Annotated in this window: 24 protein-coding genes; 11 read left to right on the plus strand and 13 right to left on the minus strand. The window is 72.1% G+C overall.

Annotated elements, in window-relative coordinates; all coding sequences use genetic code 11:
• Nucleotides 1–4 precede the first annotated feature (4 nt).
• Both CRYAR_RS30795 and CRYAR_RS30800 read left to right on the plus strand, forming a co-directional pair.
• A complete protein-coding gene (locus tag CRYAR_RS30795; protein WP_035856798.1) occupies nucleotides 5–547 on the plus strand; it encodes a helix-turn-helix domain-containing protein in 543 nt (180 codons plus the stop codon).
• On the plus strand, nucleotides 544–1,767 hold the full coding sequence (locus CRYAR_RS30800; RefSeq protein ID WP_035856799.1) for an MFS transporter: 1,224 nt from the start codon (nucleotides 544–546) through the stop codon (nucleotides 1,765–1,767). Before CRYAR_RS30795 ends, CRYAR_RS30800 begins: the two co-directional genes overlap by 4 nt.
• 12 nt (nucleotides 1,768–1,779) lie before the next feature.
• Here CRYAR_RS30800 and CRYAR_RS30805 read toward each other — a convergent pair whose 3' ends face one another.
• The 4 genes from CRYAR_RS30805 to CRYAR_RS47650 form a co-directional block, all read right to left on the minus strand.
• On the minus strand, nucleotides 1,780–2,868 hold the full coding sequence (locus CRYAR_RS30805) for an SPFH domain-containing protein (protein WP_157018192.1): 1,089 nt from the start codon (nucleotides 2,866–2,868) through the stop codon (nucleotides 1,780–1,782).
• Nucleotides 2,868–3,248, minus strand: coding sequence for an NfeD family protein (locus CRYAR_RS30810; RefSeq protein WP_051572264.1), 381 nt, complete (start codon nucleotides 3,246–3,248; stop codon nucleotides 2,868–2,870). The genes CRYAR_RS30805 and CRYAR_RS30810 overlap by 1 nt, the downstream gene beginning before the upstream one ends.
• A gap of 121 nt (nucleotides 3,249–3,369) precedes the next feature.
• The gene (locus CRYAR_RS30815; protein WP_035856805.1) at nucleotides 3,370–4,191 is read right to left on the minus strand and encodes a DUF3097 domain-containing protein; all 822 of its coding nucleotides are present in this window, start codon (nucleotides 4,189–4,191) and stop codon (nucleotides 3,370–3,372) included.
• Nucleotides 4,192–4,405: 214 nt separating this feature from the next.
• On the minus strand, nucleotides 4,406–4,552 hold the full coding sequence (locus tag CRYAR_RS47650; protein WP_157018194.1) for a GPGG-motif small membrane protein: 147 nt from the start codon (nucleotides 4,550–4,552) through the stop codon (nucleotides 4,406–4,408).
• A 105-nt stretch (nucleotides 4,553–4,657) separates the two neighbouring features.
• Between CRYAR_RS47650 and CRYAR_RS30820 the strand changes: the two genes are divergently transcribed.
• On the plus strand, nucleotides 4,658–5,452 hold the full coding sequence (locus CRYAR_RS30820; protein WP_035856807.1) for a hypothetical protein: 795 nt from the start codon (nucleotides 4,658–4,660) through the stop codon (nucleotides 5,450–5,452).
• A 91-nt stretch (nucleotides 5,453–5,543) separates the two neighbouring features.
• Here CRYAR_RS30820 and CRYAR_RS30825 read toward each other — a convergent pair whose 3' ends face one another.
• The 6 genes from CRYAR_RS30825 to CRYAR_RS30850 form a co-directional block, all read right to left on the minus strand.
• Nucleotides 5,544–6,518 (minus strand): ferrochelatase, encoded by a 975-nt coding sequence (locus CRYAR_RS30825; protein WP_051572266.1) that lies wholly within the window; start codon nucleotides 6,516–6,518, stop codon nucleotides 5,544–5,546.
• Nucleotides 6,519–6,648: 130 nt separating this feature from the next.
• Nucleotides 6,649–7,428: an enoyl-ACP reductase FabI gene (gene fabI, locus CRYAR_RS30830; RefSeq protein WP_035856811.1), complete on the minus strand. Its 780-nt coding sequence runs from the start codon at nucleotides 7,426–7,428 to the stop codon at nucleotides 6,649–6,651.
• 18 nt (nucleotides 7,429–7,446) lie between these two features.
• A complete protein-coding gene (gene fabG / locus CRYAR_RS30835) occupies nucleotides 7,447–8,151 on the minus strand; it encodes a 3-oxoacyl-ACP reductase FabG (RefSeq protein WP_035856812.1) in 705 nt (234 codons plus the stop codon).
• A gap of 63 nt (nucleotides 8,152–8,214) precedes the next feature.
• Nucleotides 8,215–9,165 carry a VWA domain-containing protein gene (locus CRYAR_RS30840; RefSeq protein WP_035856814.1) on the minus strand — a complete coding sequence of 317 codons (951 nt, stop codon included), beginning with the start codon at nucleotides 9,163–9,165 and terminating at the stop codon, nucleotides 8,215–8,217.
• Nucleotides 9,162–10,157 carry a DUF58 domain-containing protein gene (locus CRYAR_RS30845; RefSeq protein WP_084701997.1) on the minus strand — a complete coding sequence of 332 codons (996 nt, stop codon included), beginning with the start codon at nucleotides 10,155–10,157 and terminating at the stop codon, nucleotides 9,162–9,164. Before CRYAR_RS30845 ends, CRYAR_RS30840 begins: the two co-directional genes overlap by 4 nt.
• 5 nt (nucleotides 10,158–10,162) lie before the next feature.
• A complete protein-coding gene (locus CRYAR_RS30850) occupies nucleotides 10,163–11,275 on the minus strand; it encodes an AAA family ATPase (protein WP_051571158.1) in 1,113 nt (370 codons plus the stop codon).
• 194 nt (nucleotides 11,276–11,469) lie between these two features.
• Between CRYAR_RS30850 and CRYAR_RS30855 the strand changes: the two genes are divergently transcribed.
• Genes CRYAR_RS30855 through CRYAR_RS30865 form a run of 3 tightly spaced genes read left to right on the plus strand, consistent with a single transcriptional unit; the run spans nucleotide 11,470 to nucleotide 13,894 of the window.
• Entirely contained in the window at nucleotides 11,470–11,679 is a 210-nt protein-coding gene (locus CRYAR_RS30855; protein ID WP_035856815.1) for a hypothetical protein, read from the plus strand.
• A gap of 35 nt (nucleotides 11,680–11,714) precedes the next feature.
• Nucleotides 11,715–12,221: a PH domain-containing protein gene (locus tag CRYAR_RS30860; protein WP_035856816.1), complete on the plus strand. Its 507-nt coding sequence runs from the start codon at nucleotides 11,715–11,717 to the stop codon at nucleotides 12,219–12,221.
• 29 nt (nucleotides 12,222–12,250) lie between these two features.
• Nucleotides 12,251–13,894 carry a PH domain-containing protein gene (locus CRYAR_RS30865; protein WP_051571159.1) on the plus strand — a complete coding sequence of 548 codons (1,644 nt, stop codon included), beginning with the start codon at nucleotides 12,251–12,253 and terminating at the stop codon, nucleotides 13,892–13,894.
• 79 nt (nucleotides 13,895–13,973) lie between these two features.
• Here the strand turns inward: CRYAR_RS30865 and CRYAR_RS30870 are convergent, their stop codons facing one another.
• Both CRYAR_RS30870 and CRYAR_RS30875 read right to left on the minus strand, forming a co-directional pair.
• Nucleotides 13,974–15,113 carry a phosphatase PAP2 family protein gene (locus tag CRYAR_RS30870; protein ID WP_211247723.1) on the minus strand — a complete coding sequence of 380 codons (1,140 nt, stop codon included), beginning with the start codon at nucleotides 15,111–15,113 and terminating at the stop codon, nucleotides 13,974–13,976.
• A gap of 46 nt (nucleotides 15,114–15,159) precedes the next feature.
• Nucleotides 15,160–15,936, minus strand: coding sequence for an SIR2 family NAD-dependent protein deacylase (locus CRYAR_RS30875; RefSeq protein ID WP_035856817.1), 777 nt, complete (start codon nucleotides 15,934–15,936; stop codon nucleotides 15,160–15,162).
• A gap of 166 nt (nucleotides 15,937–16,102) precedes the next feature.
• Here CRYAR_RS30875 and CRYAR_RS30880 point away from each other — a divergent pair, with 166 nt between their 5' ends.
• Both CRYAR_RS30880 and CRYAR_RS30885 read left to right on the plus strand, forming a co-directional pair.
• Nucleotides 16,103–16,594 (plus strand): thioesterase family protein, encoded by a 492-nt coding sequence (locus CRYAR_RS30880; RefSeq protein ID WP_051571160.1) that lies wholly within the window; start codon nucleotides 16,103–16,105, stop codon nucleotides 16,592–16,594.
• On the plus strand, nucleotides 16,591–17,406 hold the full coding sequence (locus tag CRYAR_RS30885) for an MBL fold metallo-hydrolase (protein WP_035856818.1): 816 nt from the start codon (nucleotides 16,591–16,593) through the stop codon (nucleotides 17,404–17,406). Before CRYAR_RS30880 ends, CRYAR_RS30885 begins: the two co-directional genes overlap by 4 nt.
• Before the next feature lies 1 nt (nucleotide 17,407).
• Here CRYAR_RS30885 and asnB read toward each other — a convergent pair whose 3' ends face one another.
• Nucleotides 17,408–19,339 (minus strand): asparagine synthase (glutamine-hydrolyzing), encoded by a 1,932-nt coding sequence (gene asnB, locus CRYAR_RS30890; RefSeq protein WP_035856819.1) that lies wholly within the window; start codon nucleotides 19,337–19,339, stop codon nucleotides 17,408–17,410.
• A gap of 88 nt (nucleotides 19,340–19,427) precedes the next feature.
• Between asnB and CRYAR_RS30895 the strand changes: the two genes are divergently transcribed.
• From CRYAR_RS30895 to CRYAR_RS30905, 3 genes are all read left to right on the plus strand, one after another.
• Nucleotides 19,428–20,897, plus strand: a complete 1,470-nt coding sequence (locus CRYAR_RS30895; RefSeq protein ID WP_035856820.1) for an aminopeptidase P family protein — start codon at nucleotides 19,428–19,430, stop codon at nucleotides 20,895–20,897.
• 73 nt (nucleotides 20,898–20,970) lie between these two features.
• Nucleotides 20,971–21,408 carry a hypothetical protein gene (locus CRYAR_RS30900; protein WP_035856821.1) on the plus strand — a complete coding sequence of 146 codons (438 nt, stop codon included), beginning with the start codon at nucleotides 20,971–20,973 and terminating at the stop codon, nucleotides 21,406–21,408.
• Between the two features lie 36 nt (nucleotides 21,409–21,444).
• Nucleotides 21,445–21,849, plus strand: a complete 405-nt coding sequence (locus CRYAR_RS30905) for a hypothetical protein (protein WP_035856822.1) — start codon at nucleotides 21,445–21,447, stop codon at nucleotides 21,847–21,849.
• The last annotated feature ends 426 nt before the right edge of the window (nucleotides 21,850–22,275 follow it).

Genomic DNA, 22,275 nt, shown 5'->3' on the forward strand with positions numbered 1-22,275 from the left:
CAACATGTCTTTGGAACCGGATCGAGTCACCGTGCTCCGGGTAGCCGCGCACCCCCTGCGGCTGCAGATCCTGTCGTTGCTCACCGGCGCGGCCATGACCGCGACCGAGGTGGCCGACGAACTCGGGATCACCCACGCCAACGCCAGCTACCACCTGCGCAAGTTGCTGGTGCTGCCGTCCGTCGTCGTCGACCACGAGGGCGGCCCCGGCCGGGGCGGCCGCAAGCGCTACCGGTACGACGTCTCCCGTGAGCGTCCGGCCGGCGCCGCGAGCGGTCCCCGCTCCCCCGACGAGGTCGACGCCCAGCGCGGCGCCTACCTCGTGCTCGCCGAGGAGCTGAGCCGGCGGGCCGGCCTGCTGGCCCCCGACGGGCCCGGCGCCCAGACCGACGCCGAGGTCTGGGTGGCGCCGGAGGACTGGGAGCGGGTCGTGACCGCCGTGCGCGAGGCGTCCTACGCCCTGCACGAGGCGGCGAAACCGCCGCGCTCCCCCGGCACGGTGCGGGTCAACGCGACGGTCGCGCTGTTCCGGATGGTGCAGCCGTGAACCCGTTGCGTCACGCGTCGTACCGGCGGCTGCTGACCGGGCGCACGATCACCACCGCGGGCAACGCGGTCGCCCCGATCGCGCTGGCGTTCGCGGTGCTCGACCTCACCGGGTCGGTCTCGATGCTCGGGCTGATCGTCGGGGCCCGGTCGTTGGCGAACGTCGCGTTCCTGCTGCTGGGGGGCGTGCTCGCCGACCGGCTCCCCCGCCCGCTGGTGCTGGTGGGCTCGAACCTGCTGAGCGGTCTCACCCAAGCCGTGGTGGCGGTCCTGGTGCTGATGGACGTCGCCCACGTGCCCGTGCTCGTCGTACTGTCCGCGCTCAACGGGGCGCTCGCGGCGCTCAGCCTGCCGGCCACCGCCGCGCTGACCCCGCAGACCGTGCCGGGCGACGTGCTCCAGCAGGCCAACGCGGTGATGCGGATCGGGGCGAACAGCGCGCTGATCGTCGGGTCGGCGGCCGGCGGTGCGCTCGTGGCGTTCGTCGGGCCCGGCTGGGGGCTGGCCGTCGACGCCGCCTCGTTCGTCCTGGCCGGCCTGGTCTTCGTCGGCCTGCGGGTGCCGCGGGTGGCGTCGGAGCCGAGCGGGAACGTCGTCGCGGACCTGCGCGAGGGCTGGGGCGAGTTCACCGCACGCACCTGGCTCTGGGTGGTCGTCGTCGCGTTCACCGTGATCAACGCCACGATCGGCGCGATGCAGGTGCTCGGCCCCGCGGTCGCCGACGACACGATCGGGCGCGGCGGCTGGGGCATGGTGCTCGCGGCGCAGACGGCGGGCTTCGTGGTCGGGGGCGTGGTCGCGCTCCGCACGCGGTTCCGGCGCCCGCTGCTGGCCGCGATGCTGTTCATGTCCCTCGAGTCGTTCTTCCTCGTGGGGCTGGGCGTCGCGCCCTACCTGCCGCTCCTGCTCGGGCTGGGGTTCCTCACCGGCATCGGCGTCGAGCAGTTCAGCGTCGCCTGGGAGACCGCGATGCAGCAGCACGTCCCGGCCGACAAGCTGGCCCGGGTGTACTCGTACGACATGCTCGGGTCGTTCCTCGCGATCCCGGTCGGCGAGGTCGTGGCCGGGCCGATCGCCGGGGGCGCCGGGGTGAGCGCGACGCTGCTCGGCGCCGCCGCGCTGAGCTTCACCGCCGCGGTGACCGCGGCGTTCGTGCCCAGCGTGCGGCGCCTTCGCCGAATGGAGACGACCGCGCCGGTGGAGGCGCGGTCGTCCTCGTGACCGGTGCGGCGGTTACGGGCGCTCGAGCCCGAGCGCGCCGCTCGTGCCGCCGGGCGTGCTGCTCGTGGCGTCGGCGACGGCTTGGGCCGCTGCCCGGGCCGCGGCCTCGGCTTCGGCCTCGGCCGCCGCGGTCTGCTCGGGCGTCGCCGCGGTCGACCGGGCCGGGGGCGCGGGCGGTGCCGGAGGCGCCGGCGGCTTCGGGACGATCCCGTTCTCCGACGCGGCCGCGCCCGGGTTGAACGCGCGGCCGAAGCCGTCGAGGGCCTTGCCGAGCTCGGCCGGCACGATCCACACCTTGTTCGCGCTGCCCTGCGCGATCTGCGGCAGCATCTGCAGGTACTGGTACGACAGCAGCTTCTCGTCGGGGTTGCCGGCGTGGATCGCGGCGAACACCGTCTCGATCGCGCGGGCCTGGCCCTCGGCGGTCAGCACCCGCGCCTCCCGGTCACCCTGCGCCCGGAGGATCGCCGACTGCTTCTCGCCCTCCGCGGTGAGGATCTGCGACTGCTTGACGCCCTCTGCGGTCAGGATCGCGGCCCGCCGGTCACGCTCGGCGCGCATCTGCTTTTCCATCGAGTCCTGAATCGAGTGCGGCGGGTCGATCGCCTTCAGCTCGACCCGGTTGACCCGGATGCCCCACTTGCCGGTGGCCTCGTCGAGCACGCCGCGCAGCTGACCGTTGATCTGGTCGCGGCTGGTCAGCGTCTCCTCGAGGTTCAGACCACCGATGACGTTGCGCAGCGTGGTGACCGTGAGCTGCTCGATGGCCTGGATGAAGTTGGCGATCTCGTAGGTCGCCGCCCGCGGGTCGGTGACCTGGAAGTAGATGACCGTGTCGATGCTCACGACGAGGTTGTCCTCGGTGATCACCGGCTGCGGCGGGAACGAGACGACCTGCTCGCGGAGGTCGATCAGCGGCCGGACCTTGTCGATGAACGGCACGACGACGGTGAGGCCGGGCGTCAGCGTCCGGCTGTAGCGACCCAGTCGTTCGACGACGGCCGCGCGCGCCTGCGGAATGATCCGCACCGCGCGGACCAGCACGAACAGGACAACCAGGATGATTATGGCGAAGACTATGAGCAGCGCGGCGCTGTCCATCAGGGCACCCTCCAGACGAGCGCGGTCGCGCCCTTCACTTCCACTACCTGGACCGTCTGGCCAGGTTCGATCACCTGCGTGCTGTCGTAGGCGCGAGCGGTCCACTGCTCGCCGCCGATCTTGACCAGCCCGTGGTGCTCGTCGACGGCTTCCAGCACCAGTGCGTTGGCGCCTTTGACCGCTTCGATGCCGTGTTTCACCGGATCCTGGGCGACGTCGAGTTTTCGTTTGGCCAGCGGACGGACGACAACCAGCGACGCCACCGAGACCAGCGCGAACACCAGCGCCTGCACGAGCAGCGGGCTACCGACACCCGCCGCGGCCGCAGCCGCCAGCGCACCACTGGCGAACATGACCAACACGAGGTCGAGAGAGAACATCTCGGCAACGAGCAGCCCGACACCGACGATCAACCAGATCACCCAAGCGCTCACCCTTTGAGCATCCCACGCTTGTGCACAGTGGCAACTTCACGCTTTGATGACGAAAAAGACGGTCAGATCACGCGTCGCCGTAAACGTCGGCCGTGACGTGGTCGATGAGACGCTCGACCGCGCCGAGGAGCTCCGTCTCGAGATCGGCGTAGCTGTGCACGCTGCGCTGGATCCGGCGCCACATCTCCTGGGGGTCCTCGACGCCCAGAGCGTCGCACACGCCCTGCTTCCAGTCCTGGCCCTTCGGGACCGTCGGCCACGCCCGGATGCCCACCGCGGCCGGCTTCACCGCCTGCCAGATGTCGACGTAGGGGTGGCCGGTGATCAGCACGTGCGGCGAGCCGACCTCGGCGACGATGCGGCTCTCCTTGCTGCCCGGCACCAGGTGGTCGACGAGCACGCCGAGCTTGCGGTGCGCACCCGGGGAGAACGCGCGGATCAGCCCGGGCAGATCGTCGATGCCGTGCAGAGGCTCGACGACGACGCCCTCGATCCGGAGGTCCTCACCCCAGACGCGTTCGACGAGCGCCGCGTCGTGCACACCCTCGACGTAGATGCGGCTGGCCTTCGCGACGCGGGCCTTGGCTCCGGTCACCGCGATCGAGCCGGACGCGGTCCGCTGCGGGGTGACCGGGGCGCTCGACGCCGGGCGGGTCAGCGTGACCGGCTCGCCGTCGATGAGGAACGCCGCCGGGCCGAGCGGGAACATCCGCCGGTTGCCGTACCGGTCCTCGAGGGTGACCGCATCCTTGGCGCAGGAGATCACGGCACCGCAGAAGCCGGAGTTGGCCTCCTCGACGACGAGGTCGGCCTCGGCCTCGACGGTCGGGACCGTGCGGCGTTTGCGCCAGTTCCCCGCGAGCACGTCTCGGTAGTCCTTGCTGCGCACGGGCCGCACCGTAGCGAACCCCGGCGCGCTACGCCCGCAGGCGCGCCGGGAGCCGCCGAGGTCCGGTGTGGACACGAAAGATCCCCCGGGCGGCTGGGTGCCGCCGGGGGATCGGAGTGGGGGTTGGGGGTTGTGGGGATGGGGGAATCGGCCCCGCAGGGGGTCGAGGGGGCGCCGTGTCCTAGGGCCGGTCAGGCCGGCCGGAGGACACGGCTCAACCGAAGATGCTGTAACCGCCGGGGCCGACGAGGAGGCCGACGACGATGAGGACGATGCCCCAGAGGAGGTCGCCCCGGACGATCCGGAAGATGCCGTAGATCACGAGGATCGCCGCGATGATGGTGAGCAGGATGCCGATCATGCGGGATTGGTTACCGGTGCAACGGAACTCTAAACCGGGCCCACATCACGCTTACCGAACGCCGTCCCGGGGCATGGTTCGAAGTCCGCCGGATAGGCTCTTCGGGTGCTCCCCCGCAGCTCCGACCAGCAGGCCCCCGCCCCTCCGGGCCGGCGCAGCGCCACGCTCGCCGCCTGGGCCCGTGCGTGGCGCGCCGGCCTGGTCTCGTTCGACGAGGTCCTCGACGAGACGACGGGTGACGAGGAACACCTCGTCCGCCATCCGGACGGCAGCGAAGAAACACTTTCGTCCGCATTGGTGGGTTTTTCGACAGTGCCCCCGGACGAGATCCGCGTGGTGCTCCCGGCCGCCGGTGACCCGCGCGGTCTGCCCGGCCCCGGTCCGTTCACCTCCGCCGCGCTGCTCGCCGGCGAAGGCGTCGTCCTGGGAACGTCCGGCCTCGTCCCGGAGGCCGAGCTCCACCCGCACCTCGACCCGGCCGACCGGTGGGCGGGCACGTGCTGGCTGGCCCATCCGCTGCCGGCGACGCCGGTACCGGCCGAGTCGATCACGCTGGCCGAGGCCGACCACGACCTGTCGATGGCGCTGACCGAGGCCATCGGCGCGCTCCGCGACCTCGACGTCGCACGGCTGCCCCCCGGCCTGGCGAAGGGGCTCGCCTCCCTGCGCGGCTCCGAGGGTGCGGGCCCGGAGCTCCCGGTGGGCTACAGCGCCCGGGCCCGGCGCCTCTCCGCCCGCGCGACGACGATCGCCGGAGTACTCACGCTCGCGTCCACCGACACGTCCGGCGCGGCCGTGAACGCGTTCGAGGCCGCCGCCCGCGACGCCGCGTTCCGCCCGCTGGCCACCGCCGCGCGCCGTGCTCGCGCCGCGGCGATCAACTCCCCCTTGGAGCGCTAGCCCGCTGTTCTCCGGGCCCACCACGAGTGTTCGGGCCTACCCGGGCCGCCCTCGGCCCGACGAGCCGTCGTCGGGCCGAGAACCCGCAGCCTCAGCGCGCGGCGGTCGGGCGGCGCACCGGGGCCGGGCAGCAGCTCGTGCCGCACGACGGCCCGGACGCGTCCCACGGGGCCAAGCGGCGCCCCGACGACGACGCGAACAGCCGCTCGGTCACCAGTTCACGCACCATCGCGACAAAGCGCGGGTCGGTGCCGGGCGTCGCGGCCCTGGCGAACCCGAGTCCCAGCTCCGACGCCGTCTCGGCCGCCTCGTTGTCGAGGTCCCAGATCACCTCGAGGTGGTCGCTGACGAACCCGATCGGGCTCACGACCACGTCGGTCACCCCCTGCGCGGCCAGCGTGCGCAGGTGGTCGTTCACGTCCGGCTCGAGCCACGGCACCTGCGGCGGCCCGCTCCGCGACTGCCACACGAGATCCCACGGCAGGTCGGGCGCGGCCGCGGCCGACACCAGCCCGGCCACCGTCCGCAGCTGGGCGGAGTACAGCCCGCCGTCCGGCCCGGCCGCCGCGTCCATCGAGGTCGGGATGCTGTGCGCGGTGAACACCAGCCGGGTGTCACCCCGGGAGGACAGCGAGGTCAACGCGGCCTTCACGGCGTCCACGTGGGGCTCGACGAACCCCGGGTGGTCGTAGAAGTGACGCAGCTTCTCCACCGCCGGGGCGCCGTCGCCGACCTCGGCCCGCGCGGTCACGATGTCGTCGCGGTACTGCCGGCACGACGAGTACGACGAGTACGCCGACGTCGCGAACGCCAGCGCGCGCTGGACGCCGTCCGCGCGCATCTGGCGCAGCGTGTCGGCGAGCATCGGGTGCCAGTTGCGGTTGCCCCAGTACAACGGCAGATCGATGCCGTGGGCCGCGAACTCCTTGCCGAGCGCGGCGAGCAGCTCGCGGTTCTGTTCGTTGATCGGCGAGACACCACCGAAGTGCTGGTAGTGCTCGGCGACCTCGGCCAGCCGAGCGGCCGGGACACCCCGGCCGCGGACGACGTTCTCGAGGAACGGCATCACGTCGTCCGGCCCTTCCGGGCCGCCGAAGGAGAGCAACAGCACAGCGTCGTACGCACCGGTCACGCGTCGATCCTCCCACCACGTGGGAGGATCGGCGCGCCGAGCACTCCGGAGCGTGACCGCCGTCTCAGAGCGCGCCGAAGCCCACCGCGTGGAACCCGCCGTCCACGTGCACGATCTCGCCGGTGGTCGCCGGGAACCAGTCCGACATCAGCGCCACGCACGCGCGGGCGGCGGCCTGCTGGTCGTTGAGGTCCCAGCCCAGCGGAGCCCGCGGACCCCACGCCTCTTCCAGTTGGTTGAAGCCGGGGATGCTCTTCGCCGCGATCGTCCGCAGTGGGCCGGCCGCGACCAGGTTCGCCCGGATCTTGCGCGACCCGAGGTCACGCGCGAGGTACCGGTTGGCCGACTCCAGGCCGGCCTTCGCCACGCCCATCCAGTTGTAGGCCGGCCACGCCTGGGTGGCGTCGAACGTCAGCCCGACGAGCGAGCCGCCGGTCTCCGGGATCAACGGGAGCGCCGCCTCGATCAGCGACTTGTACGAGTACGTCGACGCGTGGATCGCGGTCGCGACGTCCTCCCAGGGCGCGTCCATGAACGGCGCGCCGAGGCAGGAGGCCGGCGCGAAACCGATCGAGTGCAGCACCCCGTCCAGGCCGTCGACGTGCTCGCGCAACCGGTCCGGCAACGTCGCGAGATCGTCCGCCGACGTCACGTCCAGCGGGATGACCGGGGCGGGCGAGGGCAGCCGCTTCGCGATCCGCTCCACCAACGACAGGCGCCCGTAGCCGGTCAACACGACGGTCGCGCCCTGCTCCTGCGCGAGGCGGGCCACCGAGAACGCGATCGAGGCATCGGTGATCACACCGGTGACGAGGATGCGCTTACCTTCCAACAAGCCGGACACCCGGCCCCCTTTCGAGAGTTAGTGGCCCATACCTAGGCCGCCGTCGACCGGGATCACCGCGCCGGACACGTACGCGGCCGCGTCCGAGGCCAGCCAGGTGACCGCGCCGGCGACCTCGGCCGGCTGGGCGTAGCGCGCCAGCGGGACCTGGGCCAGGATTTCCTTCTGCCGCGCCTCGGGCAGCTCCGCGGTCATGTCGGTCTCCACGAAACCGGGCGCGACGACGTTCGCGGTGATGTTGCGCGACCCCAGCTCGCGCGCGATCGAGCGGGCCATCCCCACCAGGCCGGACTTGGACGCCGCGTAGTTCACCTGGCCCGCCGAACCGGTCAGGCCGACCACCGACGAGATGAAGATGATCCGCCCGAACCGCTTGCGCAGCATCTTCGACGACGCGCGCTTCGCGACCCGGTACGCCCCGGTCAGGTTCGTGTCGACCACCCGCGTGAACTGGTCCTCGGACATGCGCAGCAGCAGCGTGTCGTCGGTGATGCCGGCGTTCGCCACCAGCACCTCGACCGGGCCGTGCGCCTCTTCGACGGCCGCGAACGCGGCCTCGACCTGCTCACCGTCGGTGATGTCACAGTGGACGCCGAACAGCCCCTCCGGCGCGCCGGATCCCCGGTGCGTGATGGCCACCTTGTCGCCCTGTGCCGCGAACGCCTGGGCGATCGCCAACCCGATCCCCCGGTTACCACCCGTGACGAGAACGCTGCGAGACACCGAACCTCCAGTAGCTTCTTCAACCGCGCCCGAGGCTACCGGTGACCGACTCAGCCCCGCAGGTCAGGGCAGCCGCGAAGTCCACAGCAGGCTCATCGCCGCGCCCGCGAACCCGAAGATCAGCGCCGCTCCGACGAACCACTGCGTGATCTCCCGCGGCGTCGTCCGGTAACCGATCGAGCTGCCCAGGTCCCGGTAGACGTCCTTGAGCTGCTGCGCGGTCACCGCGGAGTAGAAGCGGCCGTCGGTCTGCTGGGCGATGGCCTGCAGCGCGTCCCGGTCCACCGGCACCGGCGTCCGGGTGCCGTTCAGGTCGACGATGCCCTCCTGGGTACCGAACGCGATCGTCGAGACCGGCACCTTCGCGGTCGACGCGGCCTTCGCGGCCTCCTCGTTCGGCCGGCCGTACGTGGTGTAACCGTCGGAGAGCAGGACGATCCGCGCCGGCGGCGCACCGCTGGCCCCGTCCGCGGGCACCGACTGGACGGCCTGCAGCGAGGCGTAGATCGCCTCGCCGATCGCGGTCGACTCCTGCAGCTCCAGCCCGTCGATCGCGGACTTGATCTGCGAGTGGTCCTTCGTCGGCGACACCACGACCGTGGCGCTCTTCGCGAACGAGACGAGCGACAGGTTGTAGCTCTCCGGCAGCTCCTCGACGAACTGCTTCGCCGCCGCCTTGGCCGCCGTGATCCGGTCCGGGTCGACGTCGGTGGCCTGCATCGAGAGCGAGACGTCGAGCGCGAGCACGATCGTCGCGCGCTCCAGCGGCTGCTTGACGTCGGTCGACGGCTTGGCCATCCCGAGCGCCAGCACCAGCAGGCACAGCAGGAACGCGGTCGCACCCAGGTGACGCCGCCAGCCGGGTGCCTTCGGCGCCACCGACTTGAGCAGCGCGACGTTCGTGAACCGGACCGCGTACGTCCGCCGGTGCAGCTGCACCCAGACGTAGGCGGCGGCCAGCAGCGCCACCGCCACGAGCAGGAGCAGCCACCACGGGTTGAGGAAACGGATCATCGGGTGGTCCCCCTGCTTCGCCCGCGCCGTTGCGCGGCCACGAACCGGACGATGTCGAGCAGCCAGTCGGAGTCGGTGGCCAGCCGGAGGTGCGCCGCACCGGCCCGGCGCAGCGCACCCGCGATCGCGCCCCGCTGCGTCGCGGCCGCGTCCGCGTAGGCCTTCCGCACCTTCGCGTCGGTCGAGACCTCGTGCACGGCGCCGCTCTCCGGGTCGACGACGGTCAGCACGCCGACCGCGGGCAACGAGAGTTCACGCGGGTCGACGATCTCGATCGCGAGCACGTCGTGCCGGACGGCCAGCTTCTTCATCGGCCGCTCCCACGCCGGTTCGCCGGGCGAGTCGGACTGCACGATGTCGTCGGTGAGGAAGTCCGAGATCACGACGGCCTGCCCGCGCCGGCGCGGGGGCCGGTTGAGCGCGTCGATCGCGTCGGCCAGATAGTTCGCGTGGTCGGCGGTGCCGCCGGCCGGTGCGCGGGGCGTCAGCGCGACCCGGCGCAGCATGCCGTGCGCGTTCATCCGGCCGGGCCGGGCTGCCAGCCGCTTGAGCGACTCACCGTTCGTCACCACCGCACCCACCCGGTTGCCGCCCCGGACGGTGAGGTGCCCGATCGCCGCGGCCGCCGCGATCGCGAGGTCACGTTTCTCGCACCGCGCGGTGCCGAAGTCCAGGCTGGCCGAGAGGTCGACGCAGAGCCAGGTCTCGAGCTCGCGGTCGGAGATCGTCTGCCGGACGTGCGGCACGGTGGTGCGTGCGGTCACCGGCCAGTCCATCCGGCGGACGTCGTCACCGGCGCGGTATTCGCGGCTCTCCCCCGCCTCGCTGCCGGGCCCGGGCAGCAGCCCGAGGTAGTCGCCGAGCAGCAGCCCGTCGAGCTTGCGCGTGATCGTCAGCTGCAGACGCTTGAGCACCGCCTCGGCCGCCGCGGTCTCCGCGACGAGATCCGCCGCGGGTGCCTGCGCCTGCGGCGCGGCCGCGCGCCGGGCCAGCCGAATCACGCCGGCCGCTCCCCGGCGTTGCCGGACGCCGTGGGCCACGAGGCCGGCTGCTGCGCGGCGAACGACGCCACCGGCACGGCCGGCGACCCGGGCGCCGACGACATCGGCCGCGGGTCGGCCTGCTGGCGCGGCGAGACCGTCGGCAGCGGCACGGTCTCCAGCACCCGCTGGACGATGTGCTCCGGCGGAACCCCGTCGGCGATCGCGTCGTAGGAGAGCACCAGGCGGTGACGCAGGATGTCGGGCGCCAGGTCCACGACGTCCTGCGGGAGCGCGTAGTCGCGCCCGCGCATCAACGCGAGCGCCCGGGTGGCGGCCACCAGCCCGAGCGACGCCCGCGGCGAGGCACCGTAGGAAATCCACTGCGCGACGTCGGGCAGCCCGTGCTCGGCCGGCGTACGGGTGGCGAGCACCAGGCGCACCGCGTAGTCGACTAGCGCGTTGTGCACGAACACGTTGTCGGCCGTGGTCTGCAGCCGGATCAGCTCCTCGGGGCTGAGCACCGTCTCCGCGGCCGGCGGGTTGACCCCCATCCGGTAGACGATCTCGCGCTCCTCCATGTCGGTGGGGTATCCCACCACGACCTTCATGAGGAACCGGTCACGCTGGGCCTCGGGCAGCGGGTAGACACCCTCCTGCTCGATCGGGTTCTGCGTGGCCAGCGTCAGGAACGGGTTGGGCAGCTTGTAGGTCTGCCCGCCGATCGAGACCTGCCGCTCGGCCATCACCTCGAGCAACGCGGACTGCGCCTTGGCCGGCGCCCGGTTGATCTCGTCGGCCAGCAGGAAGTTCGCGAACACCGGGCCGAGCTCGACGTCGAACGCCTCGCTGCTCGGCTTGTAGATGCGGGTGCCGAGGATGTCGGCCGGCACCAGGTCGGGCGTGAACTGGATGCGGGCGAACGTGCCGCCCACCACCCGGGCCAGCGTCTCGACCGCGAGCGTCTTCGCCACGCCGGGTACGCCCTCCAGCAGGCAGTGCCCGCGGGCGAGCAGACAGACCAGCATCCGCTCGACCATTCGGTCCTGACCGACGATGACCCGCTTGACCTCGAACAGGGTCCGCTCGAGCTGGGTCGCGTCTTCCGCCGGTGTGTGCTGCTCGGACACCGATCGCCTCCGCCAGGTTCTCGTCCGCCGGGTTTGTCGGCTCCTACTCTGCCAGGCGAAAGCGACTGGTCGCCGTTCGCGGCACCGACTGACCAATCGTGAACAGAATTCGGATCTGGACAGCGCCTGCACGGCGCGGTGTAAGATTCAGGCGACGTCAGGCGGCTTCCCCCGTGGTCGCCTGGCGTCGCTTTGTGTCTGGGGGAAATTTCGTGGACGACGTGGTGTGCAGCGCCAAGGGGTGTCGGCAACCGGCGCAGCATCTGATCGTCTGGCGCAACCCCAAACTCCACACCGCGGACCGCCGCAAGACCTGGGTCGCCTGCGACGAACACCGCGAACACCTGTCGAACTTCCTCGACCTGCGCGGTTTCCTCCTCGGCGTCGAGCCGCTGGCGCGCTGACGGCCGTATTCGGCGTTCACCACTAGGCTGAACCCATGGCGGCCCCCGTATCGACGAACCCGGCGCTCTGGCCGGAAGACGCTCCCTGGCAGCCGGTCAGCCCCCGCCTGGCCTGGGTCCGGCGCGCCGGGCTGCTGACCCTGCTGGTGCCGATCGTCGCCGCCGTCGCCTCGACCGCGATCTGGACCGACGTCACCTGGCTCCCGTGGACGATCGCCGTCCTCGGCCTCGGCGCGATCGGCTGGGGTCTGGCCGCGGTCAGCCGCAGCGTGCGGTCCTGGGGGTACGCCGAGCGCGACGACGACCTGCTGGTGCGCCACGGCATCCTCGTCCGCCGGCTGTCGGTGGTGCCGTACGGGCGGATGCAGTACGTCGACGTGAAAGCCGGGCCGCTCGAACGGGCGCTGAGCATCGCCACCGTCCAGCTGCACACGGCGGCCGCCGCCTCCGACGCGGCGATCCCCGGTCTGCCCACCGAGGAGGCCGCCCGCCTCCGCGACCGCCTGGCCGCCCTCGGCGAGGCCCGGGCCGCGGGCCTGTGACCGGCCCCTCCCCGACCGGCCCGGGTAGCGTGCCTTCTCCGGCGGGGCCGGGGCCGGCGCTCGCTCCCGAGGCGGTCGACGGTGAGTTCCGGCGGTTGCACCCGCTGAGCCCGTTGATCCGGGGCGCGCGGGGCATCGGTGTGGTCGGCGCGCTCGTCTCGTACCAGGCGTGGGGTTCCGCGGGCTGGCGCGCGGTCGCGATCGCGGCGGCCGTGATCGTGCTCGGCTGGTTCGTCGTCGCCTGGATCGCCTGGCGCTTCACCGGCTTCCGGGTCGCGTCGCGCGAACTGCACGTCCGCGACGGCATCCTCTCCCGCCGCCAGCGCACGATCCCGCTGGAGCGCGTCCAGGCCGTCGACGTGGTCCGGCCCGCGCTGGCCCGCCCGTTCGGGCTGGCCGAGGTACGGATGGAGGTCGTCGGCGGCGGCAAGGACGCCGAAGCGCCGCTCGCCTACCTCACGATCGGCGAGGCCGAACGGCTCCGGGTCCACCTGCTCCGGCTCGCCGCCGACGCGGGCGCACCCGCCCGCGCGGTCGCGTCCCCCGAGGGCGACGCCGAGCAACCGGCCGACGCCCCGGCGGTGACCACCGCGGTCGGCGGACTGTTCAAGGTGAACCACAAGCTGCTGATCCTCTCGCAGCTGCTCACGTTCAACACGCTCTCGGCCCCGCTCCTGCTGGTCTTCCCGATCCTGGAGTTCACCAGCGAGGACCCGTCGACCGCGACCGTCTTCACGTTCGTTTCCGGCATCGTCGGCCTGATCCAGGTGCCGGTGCGGCGGCTGCTCGGCGAGTGGGGGTTCACCGTCGGCCGCGACGCCGACGGGCTGCGCGTCCACCGGGGCATGCTCGACGTGCGGAACCAGACCGTGCCGATCTCGCGGATCCAGGCGGTGCGGATCCGGCGGCCGCTGCTGTGGCGGCCGTTCGGCTGGGTGCGGATCGAGATCGACGTCGCCGGGTACGGCGAGGGCGGGCAGCAGGAGAGCGGACGCAGCGCGCTCGTGCCGGTCGCGTCGGCCGAGGAGGCGTTCGCGGTGCTGCACGCCGTGCTCCCGGCGGTGCCGGCGGCCGGGCCGGACGCGCTCGGGCTCACGCCGGCGCCGCCGCGGGCCCGCAAGCGCGCACCGTTCCAGCACCGCCGCCTCGCGTACGCGATCACCGACGTCGCGCTGGTGACGCGGTCCGGGTGGCTGACCGCGCGGCACGACGTCGCGCTGTTCGCCCGCGCGCAGAGCGTCCGGATCTCACAGGGGCCATGGCAGCGGTCGCTGGATCTGGCTTCGGTGCACCTCGACCCGGCCGGCGGTCACACCACGCCGACGGTGCTCCACCAGGCCACCGCGGACGCCGGGTACGTCGCGACCCGGCTGGTGGACCTGGCCAGGGCCCACCGCACCCCCGCCCCGGTGACGGCAACCCCGGCCGAGCCCCCGTCCCCGGCCACCGCCGTGGCGAGCCCCACCCCCGCGGAGCCCGCCACGAACCCGGAGCCCACGGAACAGTCCGCGCCTCCCGAGCCCACGGAACAGCCCGCGCCCGCGGAGTCGGCCGGACCCGATCGGAACGGCGCAGCCGGGGAACCTGCCGCACCCACGATCCCCGAGGGGTCCGCCGAGCCCGCTGCGGCCGATCGGGATTCGGCCGCGGAGCCTCCGACCGCGTCGCGCTGAGCCGGAGCTCGATCAGGGTCGTCGCCGGGCCGGTCGCGCCCGTGCGACGCCGGCCACCCCCGGACGGGTGCGAGGCGCGTCAGTCCGTAGTGGAGCGTTTGACCGGGTCGGCGGTCTCCGCCCGCGGAGCGGCAGTCTCCTCGTGGGGGATCGCCGGGGCGGCGCCCACCTCGGCCGCCGCGGCGTCCGCGGACACCGCGTCGCTCGCGGCCGGAGCAGCCGGAGCCGCCGCCCGGAGCAGGGACTCGGCCGCCTCCCCGACCCGGCGCCCGCTGCGCCGGGCCCACCACCGCTCGCCGAGCCACACCACCAGGTACACGATCCCGACGTACGCGTACCCGACGATCGCGTCGATGATGTAGTGCTCACCGGTGTACACGAGCGTCAACGACATCAGCACCGGGTACGCCAGCAGCAGCGGGATCCAGCGCTTCTTCACGCGGGTCAGGAAGAACGCCACCGCGCACATCGCGAACGCCGAGTGCAGCGACGGCATCGCCGCGACCGGGTTCGACATCGACTGCCCGACCGCCAGCAGCTTCGAGCCGCCGTGCAGGCCGATGGCCTCCCAGCCCCGCCCGGACATCCGGACGACCTCCTGGGCGATGTACCCGTGCTCGTGCGCCCACCACGGCGGCGCGGCCGGATAGACGAAGTACGTGATTAGCCCGGCGGCGGTGAGCGTGAACCAGCGACGCATGAACGCGGCCCACCGCGGCCGGCTGCGGAACCACAGCACGGCCGCGATCGTCAGGCACACCACGAAGTGCGAGAAGTACGTGAACGACGCCAGGACGTCCCACCAGTGGATCTGGTCGGCGTCGTAGAGGTGCTCCTGCGCCCAGAGCGTCGGCAGGGTGCCGCCGAACAGCCACTCGTCGGCGTGGATCATCTCGGTGACGTGCGGCGCCGTGCCGTTGTCGGCCAGGCCGCGGCTGAAGTCGTACGCGACGAGCAGCAGGACGATCGGGATCCAGTCCCGCGCGAACCCGAGGTGGTAGCGCCACGGCTGCTCGGGCCGGAACGCGATCGTGCCCATCCAGAGCCAGATCGCGGCGAGCATCGGGTCGGTGGGCAACCCGACGAAGTACCAGTACACCGCGAACGCGACGACGAACACGGGCACCGACACCCGGCGGCTGGAGAACAACTCCCGCAGACGACTCCTCGTCTCGGGTTTCGGCTCCGGCGGCTGGGTGGCGGTGTCCTCCAAGATCACCCGGACGAGGGTACAGCCGCCCGGCACCTCACCGGACGGCCGGAGTTCACCCCGCGGACGCCGCCCGGGACGATCCGCCCCCGACCAGACGCGGGAGCAGCGTGCCGAGCGGCTCGGACAGCTTCGCGTCCGCGACCTCGTCGTACGGGGTCGGTTCCGCGTTCAGGATCACGATCTTCGCGCCCTGTTTCTTGGCGACGTCGATCAACCCGGCGACCGGCTGCACCGACAGCGAGGTACCGATCGCGAGGAAGAGATCACAGTCCGCGGCCGCGGCCCGGGCTTTCGCGAACACCTCGGGTACCAGCGGCTGACCGAACGAGATCGTGCCCGCCTTGAGAATGCCGCCGCAGCGCAGGCAGGCCGGGTCCTCGTCGCCGCCGGCCACGCGCTCGAGCGTGTCGGACATCGCGAACCGGGAGCCGCAGGAGAGGCATTCCACCTCGTAGAGCGACCCGTGCACCTCGATCACCAGGTCTTCGCTGGTGCCGGCGAGCTGGTGCAGCCCGTCGATGTTCTGAGTGATCACCGCGCGTAGCCGACCGCCGGCCTCCAGATCGACGAGCGCGTAGTGCGCCGCGTTCGGTCTGGCCGTCCAGGCGGCGTGCGCCCGGCGGATCTGCCAGGCCTCCCGCCGGATATCGGGATCGGACACATAGTCCCGCAACGTAAACAGGCGCTGAGCGCCCGGATTGCGGGTCCACAAACCGTTTGGTCCACGAAAGTCTGGAATGCCGCTATCGGTACTGATTCCCGCACCTGTCAGTGCGGTCACCCGATTTGCGTCCGCGATCCAGCCCGCGACCGCCTGCCCGTCCCTCATGCGCACAAACGCTATGCGTACACGACGCCGAGGGCCAGCCGTACGTGCGTGTCCGGTGGACGTCAGTCACCGAAATTTCTGTGCGGAGACTACTCCGGACGCCGCGCGGGACCGAGCACCCGCCTCCCGCGGGTCGCCGGCCGGCCCACCGAATAGGCTTCGCGGCATGTACCTGCCGCTGGGGCTGACCGGTCGTGCCGCACTCACGGTGACCGACGCCGACACCGCGGCGGCCGTCGGGTCCGGTGACGTCCCGGTGCTCGCGACGCCCCGGCTGCTCGCGCTGGCCGAGGCCGCCACCGTCGACGCTCTCCGGGAGGCCCTGCCGGCGGAGACGACGTCGGTCGGCGTCCGGGTGGAGCTCTCCCACCGGCTGCCGACGCCGATCGGCGCGACGGCGACCGCGACCGCGACGCTGGAGACGGTCGACGGCCGGGCACTGCGGTTCGCCGTGGTGGTCCACGACGACGTCGAGGCCGGGTACCCCGACGACCAGGGCGACGCTCCGGACGGGCGGGTCGTCGCCGAGGTCGCGGTGGAGCGCGCGGCGGTCGACCGCGCCCGGTTCCTGGCCCGGCTCCCGGTGGCCGGGCGCTCCGACGATCAGGATCCGGCCGGCCGCGGCGCGGTCCCGGCCACGGACGAGGGAGTGCGATGACCGACTGGGTCGAGGTGGCCGACCGGGTGCTGGTGTGGCGCCAGCCCGTGCTGGACGTCAACGCGGTGCTCGTGGTCGGCGGCGCGGGCGCGCTCGTCGTCGACACGCTCTCGACGCACGCGCAGGCGCGGGAGCTGGCCGACGCCGTCCGCCGCGTCACCCCGCTGCCCTGGCGGGTCGTCAACACCCACCACCACTTCGACCACTGCTACGGCAACGCGGTGCTGGCCCCGGACGCCGGCACCGAGATCTGGGCCCACACCGAGTGCGTCGCCCGGTACGAGCGCTGGATCGCCGCCGACGGGGGCGCGGCCCGGGTGGCCGAGGTGGCCGCCGAGTACGCGTCGATCCCGGACGTGGGCGGGGTCACGCTGCGCGGCCCGAACCGTCAGGTCTCCGGCGAAGCCACGCTCGACCTCGGCGACCGTGCCGTGGGCCTGCGCCACCTCGGCCGCGCCCACACCGACAACGACCTGGTGATCGTGGTGCCCGACGCCGACGTGGTGGTGGCCGGCGACATCGTGGAGAACGGCGCGCCGCCCTCGTTCGACGACTCGTGGCCGCTGGAGTGGGCCGGTACGGTCGCCGCGCTCGTGGAGCTGGCGCCCGGCACGGTGGTTCCCGGCCACGGCGTCGCGATGAGCCTGGCCGAGGTCCGGGCCCAGCACGCCGACCTGACCGCGCTCGAGTGGGCCTGCCGGGATGGTTGGCGCGACCACGCGCCCGCCGCCGAGGTGGCCGCGAAGGCGCCCTTCGGGTCCGAGCTGGCCGTCCAGCGTGCCTACGACTTCCTGAACGGCCAGCTGCAGTGAGTTAGCGCTGGCGCACGGCCCGCTTGGTCAGCAGGGCGGACTCGGCGGGCGCCGGGCGGGGGTCGATGCGTCCCTCGACGAAGATCGAGTGCCAGACGCAGAACACCAGCACGGTCCACACCTTGCGCGAGTTGTCGGCCTCCCCCGCCCGGTGCGCCTGCAGCAGCTGGTCGACGTACTGCAGGTCGAGCAGGTCGTCGGCCTTGGAGTCGGCCAGGATGCCGCGGGCCCAGTCGTACATGACGCCCTTGAGCCACACCCGCGTCGGCACCGGGAAGCCCAGCTTCGGCCGGTTGACGATCTGCGGCGGCACGACCTGCTCGAGCGCCTGCCGCAGCGCGAACTTCCGGATGCCCTTGCTGGTGACCTTCAGCTCCTGCGGGATCTTCCGCGCGACGTCGAACACGCCGATGTCCAGGAACGGCACGCGGCCCTCGAGCGAGTGGGCCATCGTCATCCGGTCGGCCTTGACCAGGATGTCGCCGCGCAGCCAGGTGAACAGGTCGATGTACTGCATCTGGGTGACCTCGTCGAGGTACGCCGCGTCCCGGTAGTGCTGCTCGGTGACGTCGGTGTACTGGAACGCCGGGTCGTAGTGGCGCATGAGCTTCTGCTTCTCGGCCTCGGTGAACATCCGCGCGTTGCCGTAGTAGCGCTCGGCCAGCGGCGTCGTGCCGCGCTCCAGGAAGCTCTTGCCCTTCACGCCCTCGGGGATCACCTTGCTGACCGCGCGCAGGCCCTTCTGCAGCGGATCGGGCAGCGACGTGATCGGCTTGAGCGAGAGCGGTTCGCGGTAGATGCCGTAACCGCCGAAGAACTCGTCCGCGCCCTCGCCGGAGAGCACGACCGTCACGTGCTCGGAGGCTTTCTTGGCGACGAAGTACAGCGGCACCAGCGCCGGGTCGGCGACCGGGTCGTCGAGGTGCCAGACGATCCGCGGCAGCGAGTCCATCATGTCGTTCGCGGTGATCAGCGCGGGGATGTTGCGCACGCCGAGCCACTTGGCCGACTGCTCGGCGACCGTGATCTCGGAGTACCCGTCGACCTCGTAGCCGGCCGTGAACGTCAGGATGTCGGGCTTGTGCTCGCGGGCCAGCGCGACGATCGCGGTCGAGTCGATGCCGCTGGACAGGAACGACCCGACCGGCACCTCACTCTGCAGGTGCAGGCCGACCGATTCGCGCAGCACGTCCCGGATCTCGGCGTAGAGCCGCTCGGGGCTGTCGGTCGGCGTCGGCCGGAAGTCGGGCTTGAAGTAGCGGTTGCGGGTGACCGGCTGCCCGGGCTTCCAGGTCAGCGACTCGCCGCACTCCAGCCGCTGGATGTCCTTGTGCAGGGTGCCGGGCTCCGGCACGTACTGCAGCGTCAGGTAGTAGGAGAGCCCGGCCGGGTCGAGACCGCTGTCGCCCGACGCCGCGGCGTGCGAGAACGGCAGCAGCGCCTTCTTCTCACTGGACACGTAGATGCCGGTCTCGGCCGTGATGTAGTGCAGCGGCTTGATACCGAACTGGTCGCGGGCGGCGAACGCGGTGCGCTCGAACCGGTCCCAGATGATGAACGCGAACATGCCGCGCAACTTGCCGACGAACTCCGGGCCCCAGTAGTGGTACGCGGCGACGATCGCCTCGGTGTCGCCCTCGGTGGCGAAGCTCGCGCCGACCTCGGACAGCTGCTTGCGCAGGTCGAGGTAGTTGTAGATCTCGCCGTTGAACGTGATGACGTACCGGCCGTCCGCGTATTCGAGCGGCTGGTGGGAGTTCTCGACGTCGATGATCGAGAGGCGCTTGAAGCCGAGGACGACGTCGTCGCCGGAGACCACGACGCCGGTCTCGTCGGGCCCGCGGTGGTGGATGCTCTCCAGCGCACTGGCGAGGCCGTTGCGGCGATGGGAGGCGTCGCCACAGGCGCTGACGTAGGTGAGCAGTCCGCACATGGCGGCTATTTTTCCACTGTCCGCCCACTCCGTCCGCGCGCGGGCACGGGCTACTCGATCGCCGCAGGTGCACGGTACTTTCGAGGGCATGACCGAGAATCAACTCGAGGGCGAGCTGGCCGAGACCGACCCGGCGGTCACCACCGCGAGCCACGATCTCCCGGTCCCCGAGCGGCTGGCGGAGTTCATGCGCACCGGGTGGGCCGATCCGGTCGCCGGTCCGCGCGAACCCGACGCCGCCGCCGCGTTCACCGCCGCGCGCCGCGCCCGGCTGGCCGAGCGCTTCCCGGGCGAGACGCTCGTCGTACCGAGCGGCACCGCGAAGGTCCGCAGCAACGACTCCTCCTACGAGTTCCGCCCCGGCTCCGACCTGGCCTGGCTCACCACCTGCTACGAGCAGGACGCGGTCCTGGTCGCCGGCCCGGGCGGCGCGACGCTCTACGTCCGGGTCCGGGCGTCGCGGGAGTCCGACGAGTTCTTCCGCAGCCGCGGCGGTGAGCTCTGGGTCGGGGGGCGCCGGACGGCCGGCGAGTGGTCGGCCGCGCTCGGCGTGGAGACCGTGTCGCTCGACGGGCTCGACAAAGCGTTGCGCGAGCTCGATCCCGCCACCACCCGGGTGGTGCGCGGCTACGACGCTCAGGTCGACGCCGCCGTGGCCGCCACCGACGACGGGCTGCGTGACGGGCAGCTGGTCGCCGCGCTCAACGAGCTGCGGCTGGTGAAGGACGAGTGGGAGATCACCCAGCTCCGGGACGCCGTCGACGCGACCGTCCGCGGCTTCGCCGACGTCGTGCGCGCGCTGCCGGCCGACCGCGAGTCCTCCGAGCGCCTGGTCGACGGCGTGTTCGGGTTGCGTGCCCGGCACGACGGCAACACGATCGGGTACGGCACGATCGCCGCCGCCGGCGCGCACGCCTGCACGCTGCACTGGTGGCGCAACGACGGCGTCTGCCGCCCCGGTGAGCTGCTGCTGCTCGACGCCGGTGTCGAGAACCGGCACCTCTACACCGCCGACGTCACCCGCACCCTGCCGGTGAGCGGGCGGTTCTCGCCGGTCCAGCGCCGGGTCTACGACACCGTGCTGGCCGCGCAGGAGGCCGGGATCGCGGTGATCCGTCCGGGTGTGTCCTGGCGGGAGATCCACCGGGCGTGCATGCGGGTGATCGCGGGCGCGCTCGCCGACTGGGGGCTGCTGCCGGTACCGGCGGCCGAGTCGCTCGACGACGAGGTGGGGCTGCACCGCCGCTGGACGCTGCACAGCTCCGGGCACATGCTCGGGCTCGACGTCCACGACTGCGCGAAGGCGCGGGCCGAGACCTATCTGGATGGTGTGCTGGCCGAGGGCAACGTCCTCACCGTGGAACCGGGCCTCTACTTCCAGCCCGACGACCTGACCGTGCCGGCGGAGTACCGCGGCATCGGCGTCCGCATCGAGGACGACGTGCTGGTGACCGCGGACGGCGCGGAAGTGCTCTCGGCGGGGCTGCCCCGGGCGGCCGACGACGTCGAGGCGTGGATGGCGTCCGAGCGGGCCGCCGGGGTCCGTCTGCCCGGTTGACCGACGGGTTCCAGGTTAAGGATGGCGTAGGAACCCGCACAGGATGGGGTCTGCGAGCCCCGGACGTGGTCAGATGGAGAACGTGCGTGCCACGTCCTGGGCCCTTCCGGTCCTCTCCGTAGTCTCCCTGCTCGTGATCGGCGGTTCGGTCGCCTACGCGGAGGCGACAAATGCCAAACCGCACGTCACCGAGGCGGCGGCCGACGCCGAGGACGCCTCGGAGGCCGATCCCGCGGCGGGTGACCCGGCTGCGGCCGCGTCGTTTCAGCTCTGCGCGACCGGCAAGTACGCCACCTACGTCGTGCTGCCCGACGACGGCAACAAGAAGAGCGCGACCGCGCAGCCCGGCAAGTGCGTGACGCAGGCCCTCGCGGACGAGGAGGAGCACAGCGTCAAGATCTACGGCCTCGAGGGCACGACGCCGTTCGAGGTCGGCGAGGACGAGATCGGCGCGGACGGCAAGGTCACCGCGATCGGCACGATCGAATCGCCCGATTACACGGTGGAATAAACGTTCATTGGTGTATGAAACGGGCACGCTGATGGTGTGCGTACCTGTGCTCTGCTGACCGTGCTGGTGCTCGCGGCGTGCTCGTCGACCCCGCGGGAGGCTCCGGAGCCGTCGTCGGCCGCTCAGCAGCAGATCTCGGCGTCCGCGTCGGCCTCCCCGACCGGAACCCGGTACGGGAGTCGGTTCACGCTCTGCGCCCGGGGCTCGTACGCGAGCTACGCGGTGTTCCGCGACAGGTCCCGCTCCCAGACGGTGACGCCCGGAAAGTGCACGACGAAGGCTTTCGCCCTGGAGGACGGCCCGCACCGCGCCTATCTCTACGGCATCGACGCAGGCCTGGACCGCGCGTTCCTGATCGGCACCGACTGGTTCGGCAGCGACTACGACGCCAACCTCCAGACCACCGGCACCCCCGCCGACCCCGACTGGTCCGAGTTCTGACCCCTCGACGGGGTGGCGGCGGCCGCTGCGCCGAACGAGCGGGCGTCCGGCCCGAGCGGGAGATCCGCCGACGACCCGGGCCCCGCCGACCCGTCGGCACGGTGCGGCACGCGACCTTCCGGGCGGATCTCCCGTGGCCCGTCGAGGCGATCGGGAGCGCCCGGGCGCCGTGACCGGGCGCGAGGCGCGCTCGGTCGCCACGACGGTGGAGCGGGACGACTCGGCCCGGGCCGGCACGCGTCGGACGCGGACGGGCCGGGCTCCCGCCCGGTCGGCGTAATCATCGCGGTGAACCGACAGAAGCCAGGTCGAGTGGGTAAGCCGAATACAAGACGTCGGCCGCATCGGGTACTATGCAAGACGGACGTACGGTTTTAATGCCAGAGGCCAGCCGCCTGCAGCGGAGCGTGACCGGTAGGCGAGACT

The organism is Cryptosporangium arvum DSM 44712 (assembly GCF_000585375.1).
GTDB classification, from domain to species: Bacteria; Actinomycetota; Actinomycetes; order Mycobacteriales; family Cryptosporangiaceae; genus Cryptosporangium; species Cryptosporangium arvum.

Bases quoted from the DNA above. Each gene is read 5' to 3' on its own strand.
- CRYAR_RS30795 (WP_035856798.1), top strand. From the start codon at position 5: ATGTCTTTGGAACCGGATCGAGTCACCGTGCTCCGGGTAGCCGCGCAC.
- CRYAR_RS30805 (WP_157018192.1), bottom strand. From the start codon at position 2,868: ATGGACAGCGCCGCGCTGCTCATAGTCTTCGCCATAATCATCCTGGTT.
- CRYAR_RS30810 (WP_051572264.1), bottom strand. From the start codon at position 3,248: ATGTTCTCTCTCGACCTCGTGTTGGTCATGTTCGCCAGTGGTGCGCTG.
- CRYAR_RS47650 (WP_157018194.1), bottom strand. From the start codon at position 4,552: ATGATCGGCATCCTGCTCACCATCATCGCGGCGATCCTCGTGATCTAC.
- CRYAR_RS30825 (WP_051572266.1), bottom strand. From the start codon at position 6,518: ATGCCGTTCCTCGAGAACGTCGTCCGCGGCCGGGGTGTCCCGGCCGCT.
- CRYAR_RS30840 (WP_035856814.1), bottom strand. From the start codon at position 9,165: ATGATCCGTTTCCTCAACCCGTGGTGGCTGCTCCTGCTCGTGGCGGTG.
- CRYAR_RS30860 (WP_035856816.1), top strand. From the start codon at position 11,715: ATGGCGGCCCCCGTATCGACGAACCCGGCGCTCTGGCCGGAAGACGCT.
- CRYAR_RS30875 (WP_035856817.1), bottom strand. From the start codon at position 15,936: ATGAGGGACGGGCAGGCGGTCGCGGGCTGGATCGCGGACGCAAATCGG.
- CRYAR_RS30880 (WP_051571160.1), top strand. From the start codon at position 16,103: ATGTACCTGCCGCTGGGGCTGACCGGTCGTGCCGCACTCACGGTGACC.
- CRYAR_RS30885 (WP_035856818.1), top strand. From the start codon at position 16,591: ATGACCGACTGGGTCGAGGTGGCCGACCGGGTGCTGGTGTGGCGCCAG.
- asnB (WP_035856819.1), bottom strand. From the start codon at position 19,339: ATGTGCGGACTGCTCACCTACGTCAGCGCCTGTGGCGACGCCTCCCAT.
- CRYAR_RS30895 (WP_035856820.1), top strand. From the start codon at position 19,428: ATGACCGAGAATCAACTCGAGGGCGAGCTGGCCGAGACCGACCCGGCG.
- CRYAR_RS30900 (WP_035856821.1), top strand. From the start codon at position 20,971: ATGGAGAACGTGCGTGCCACGTCCTGGGCCCTTCCGGTCCTCTCCGTA.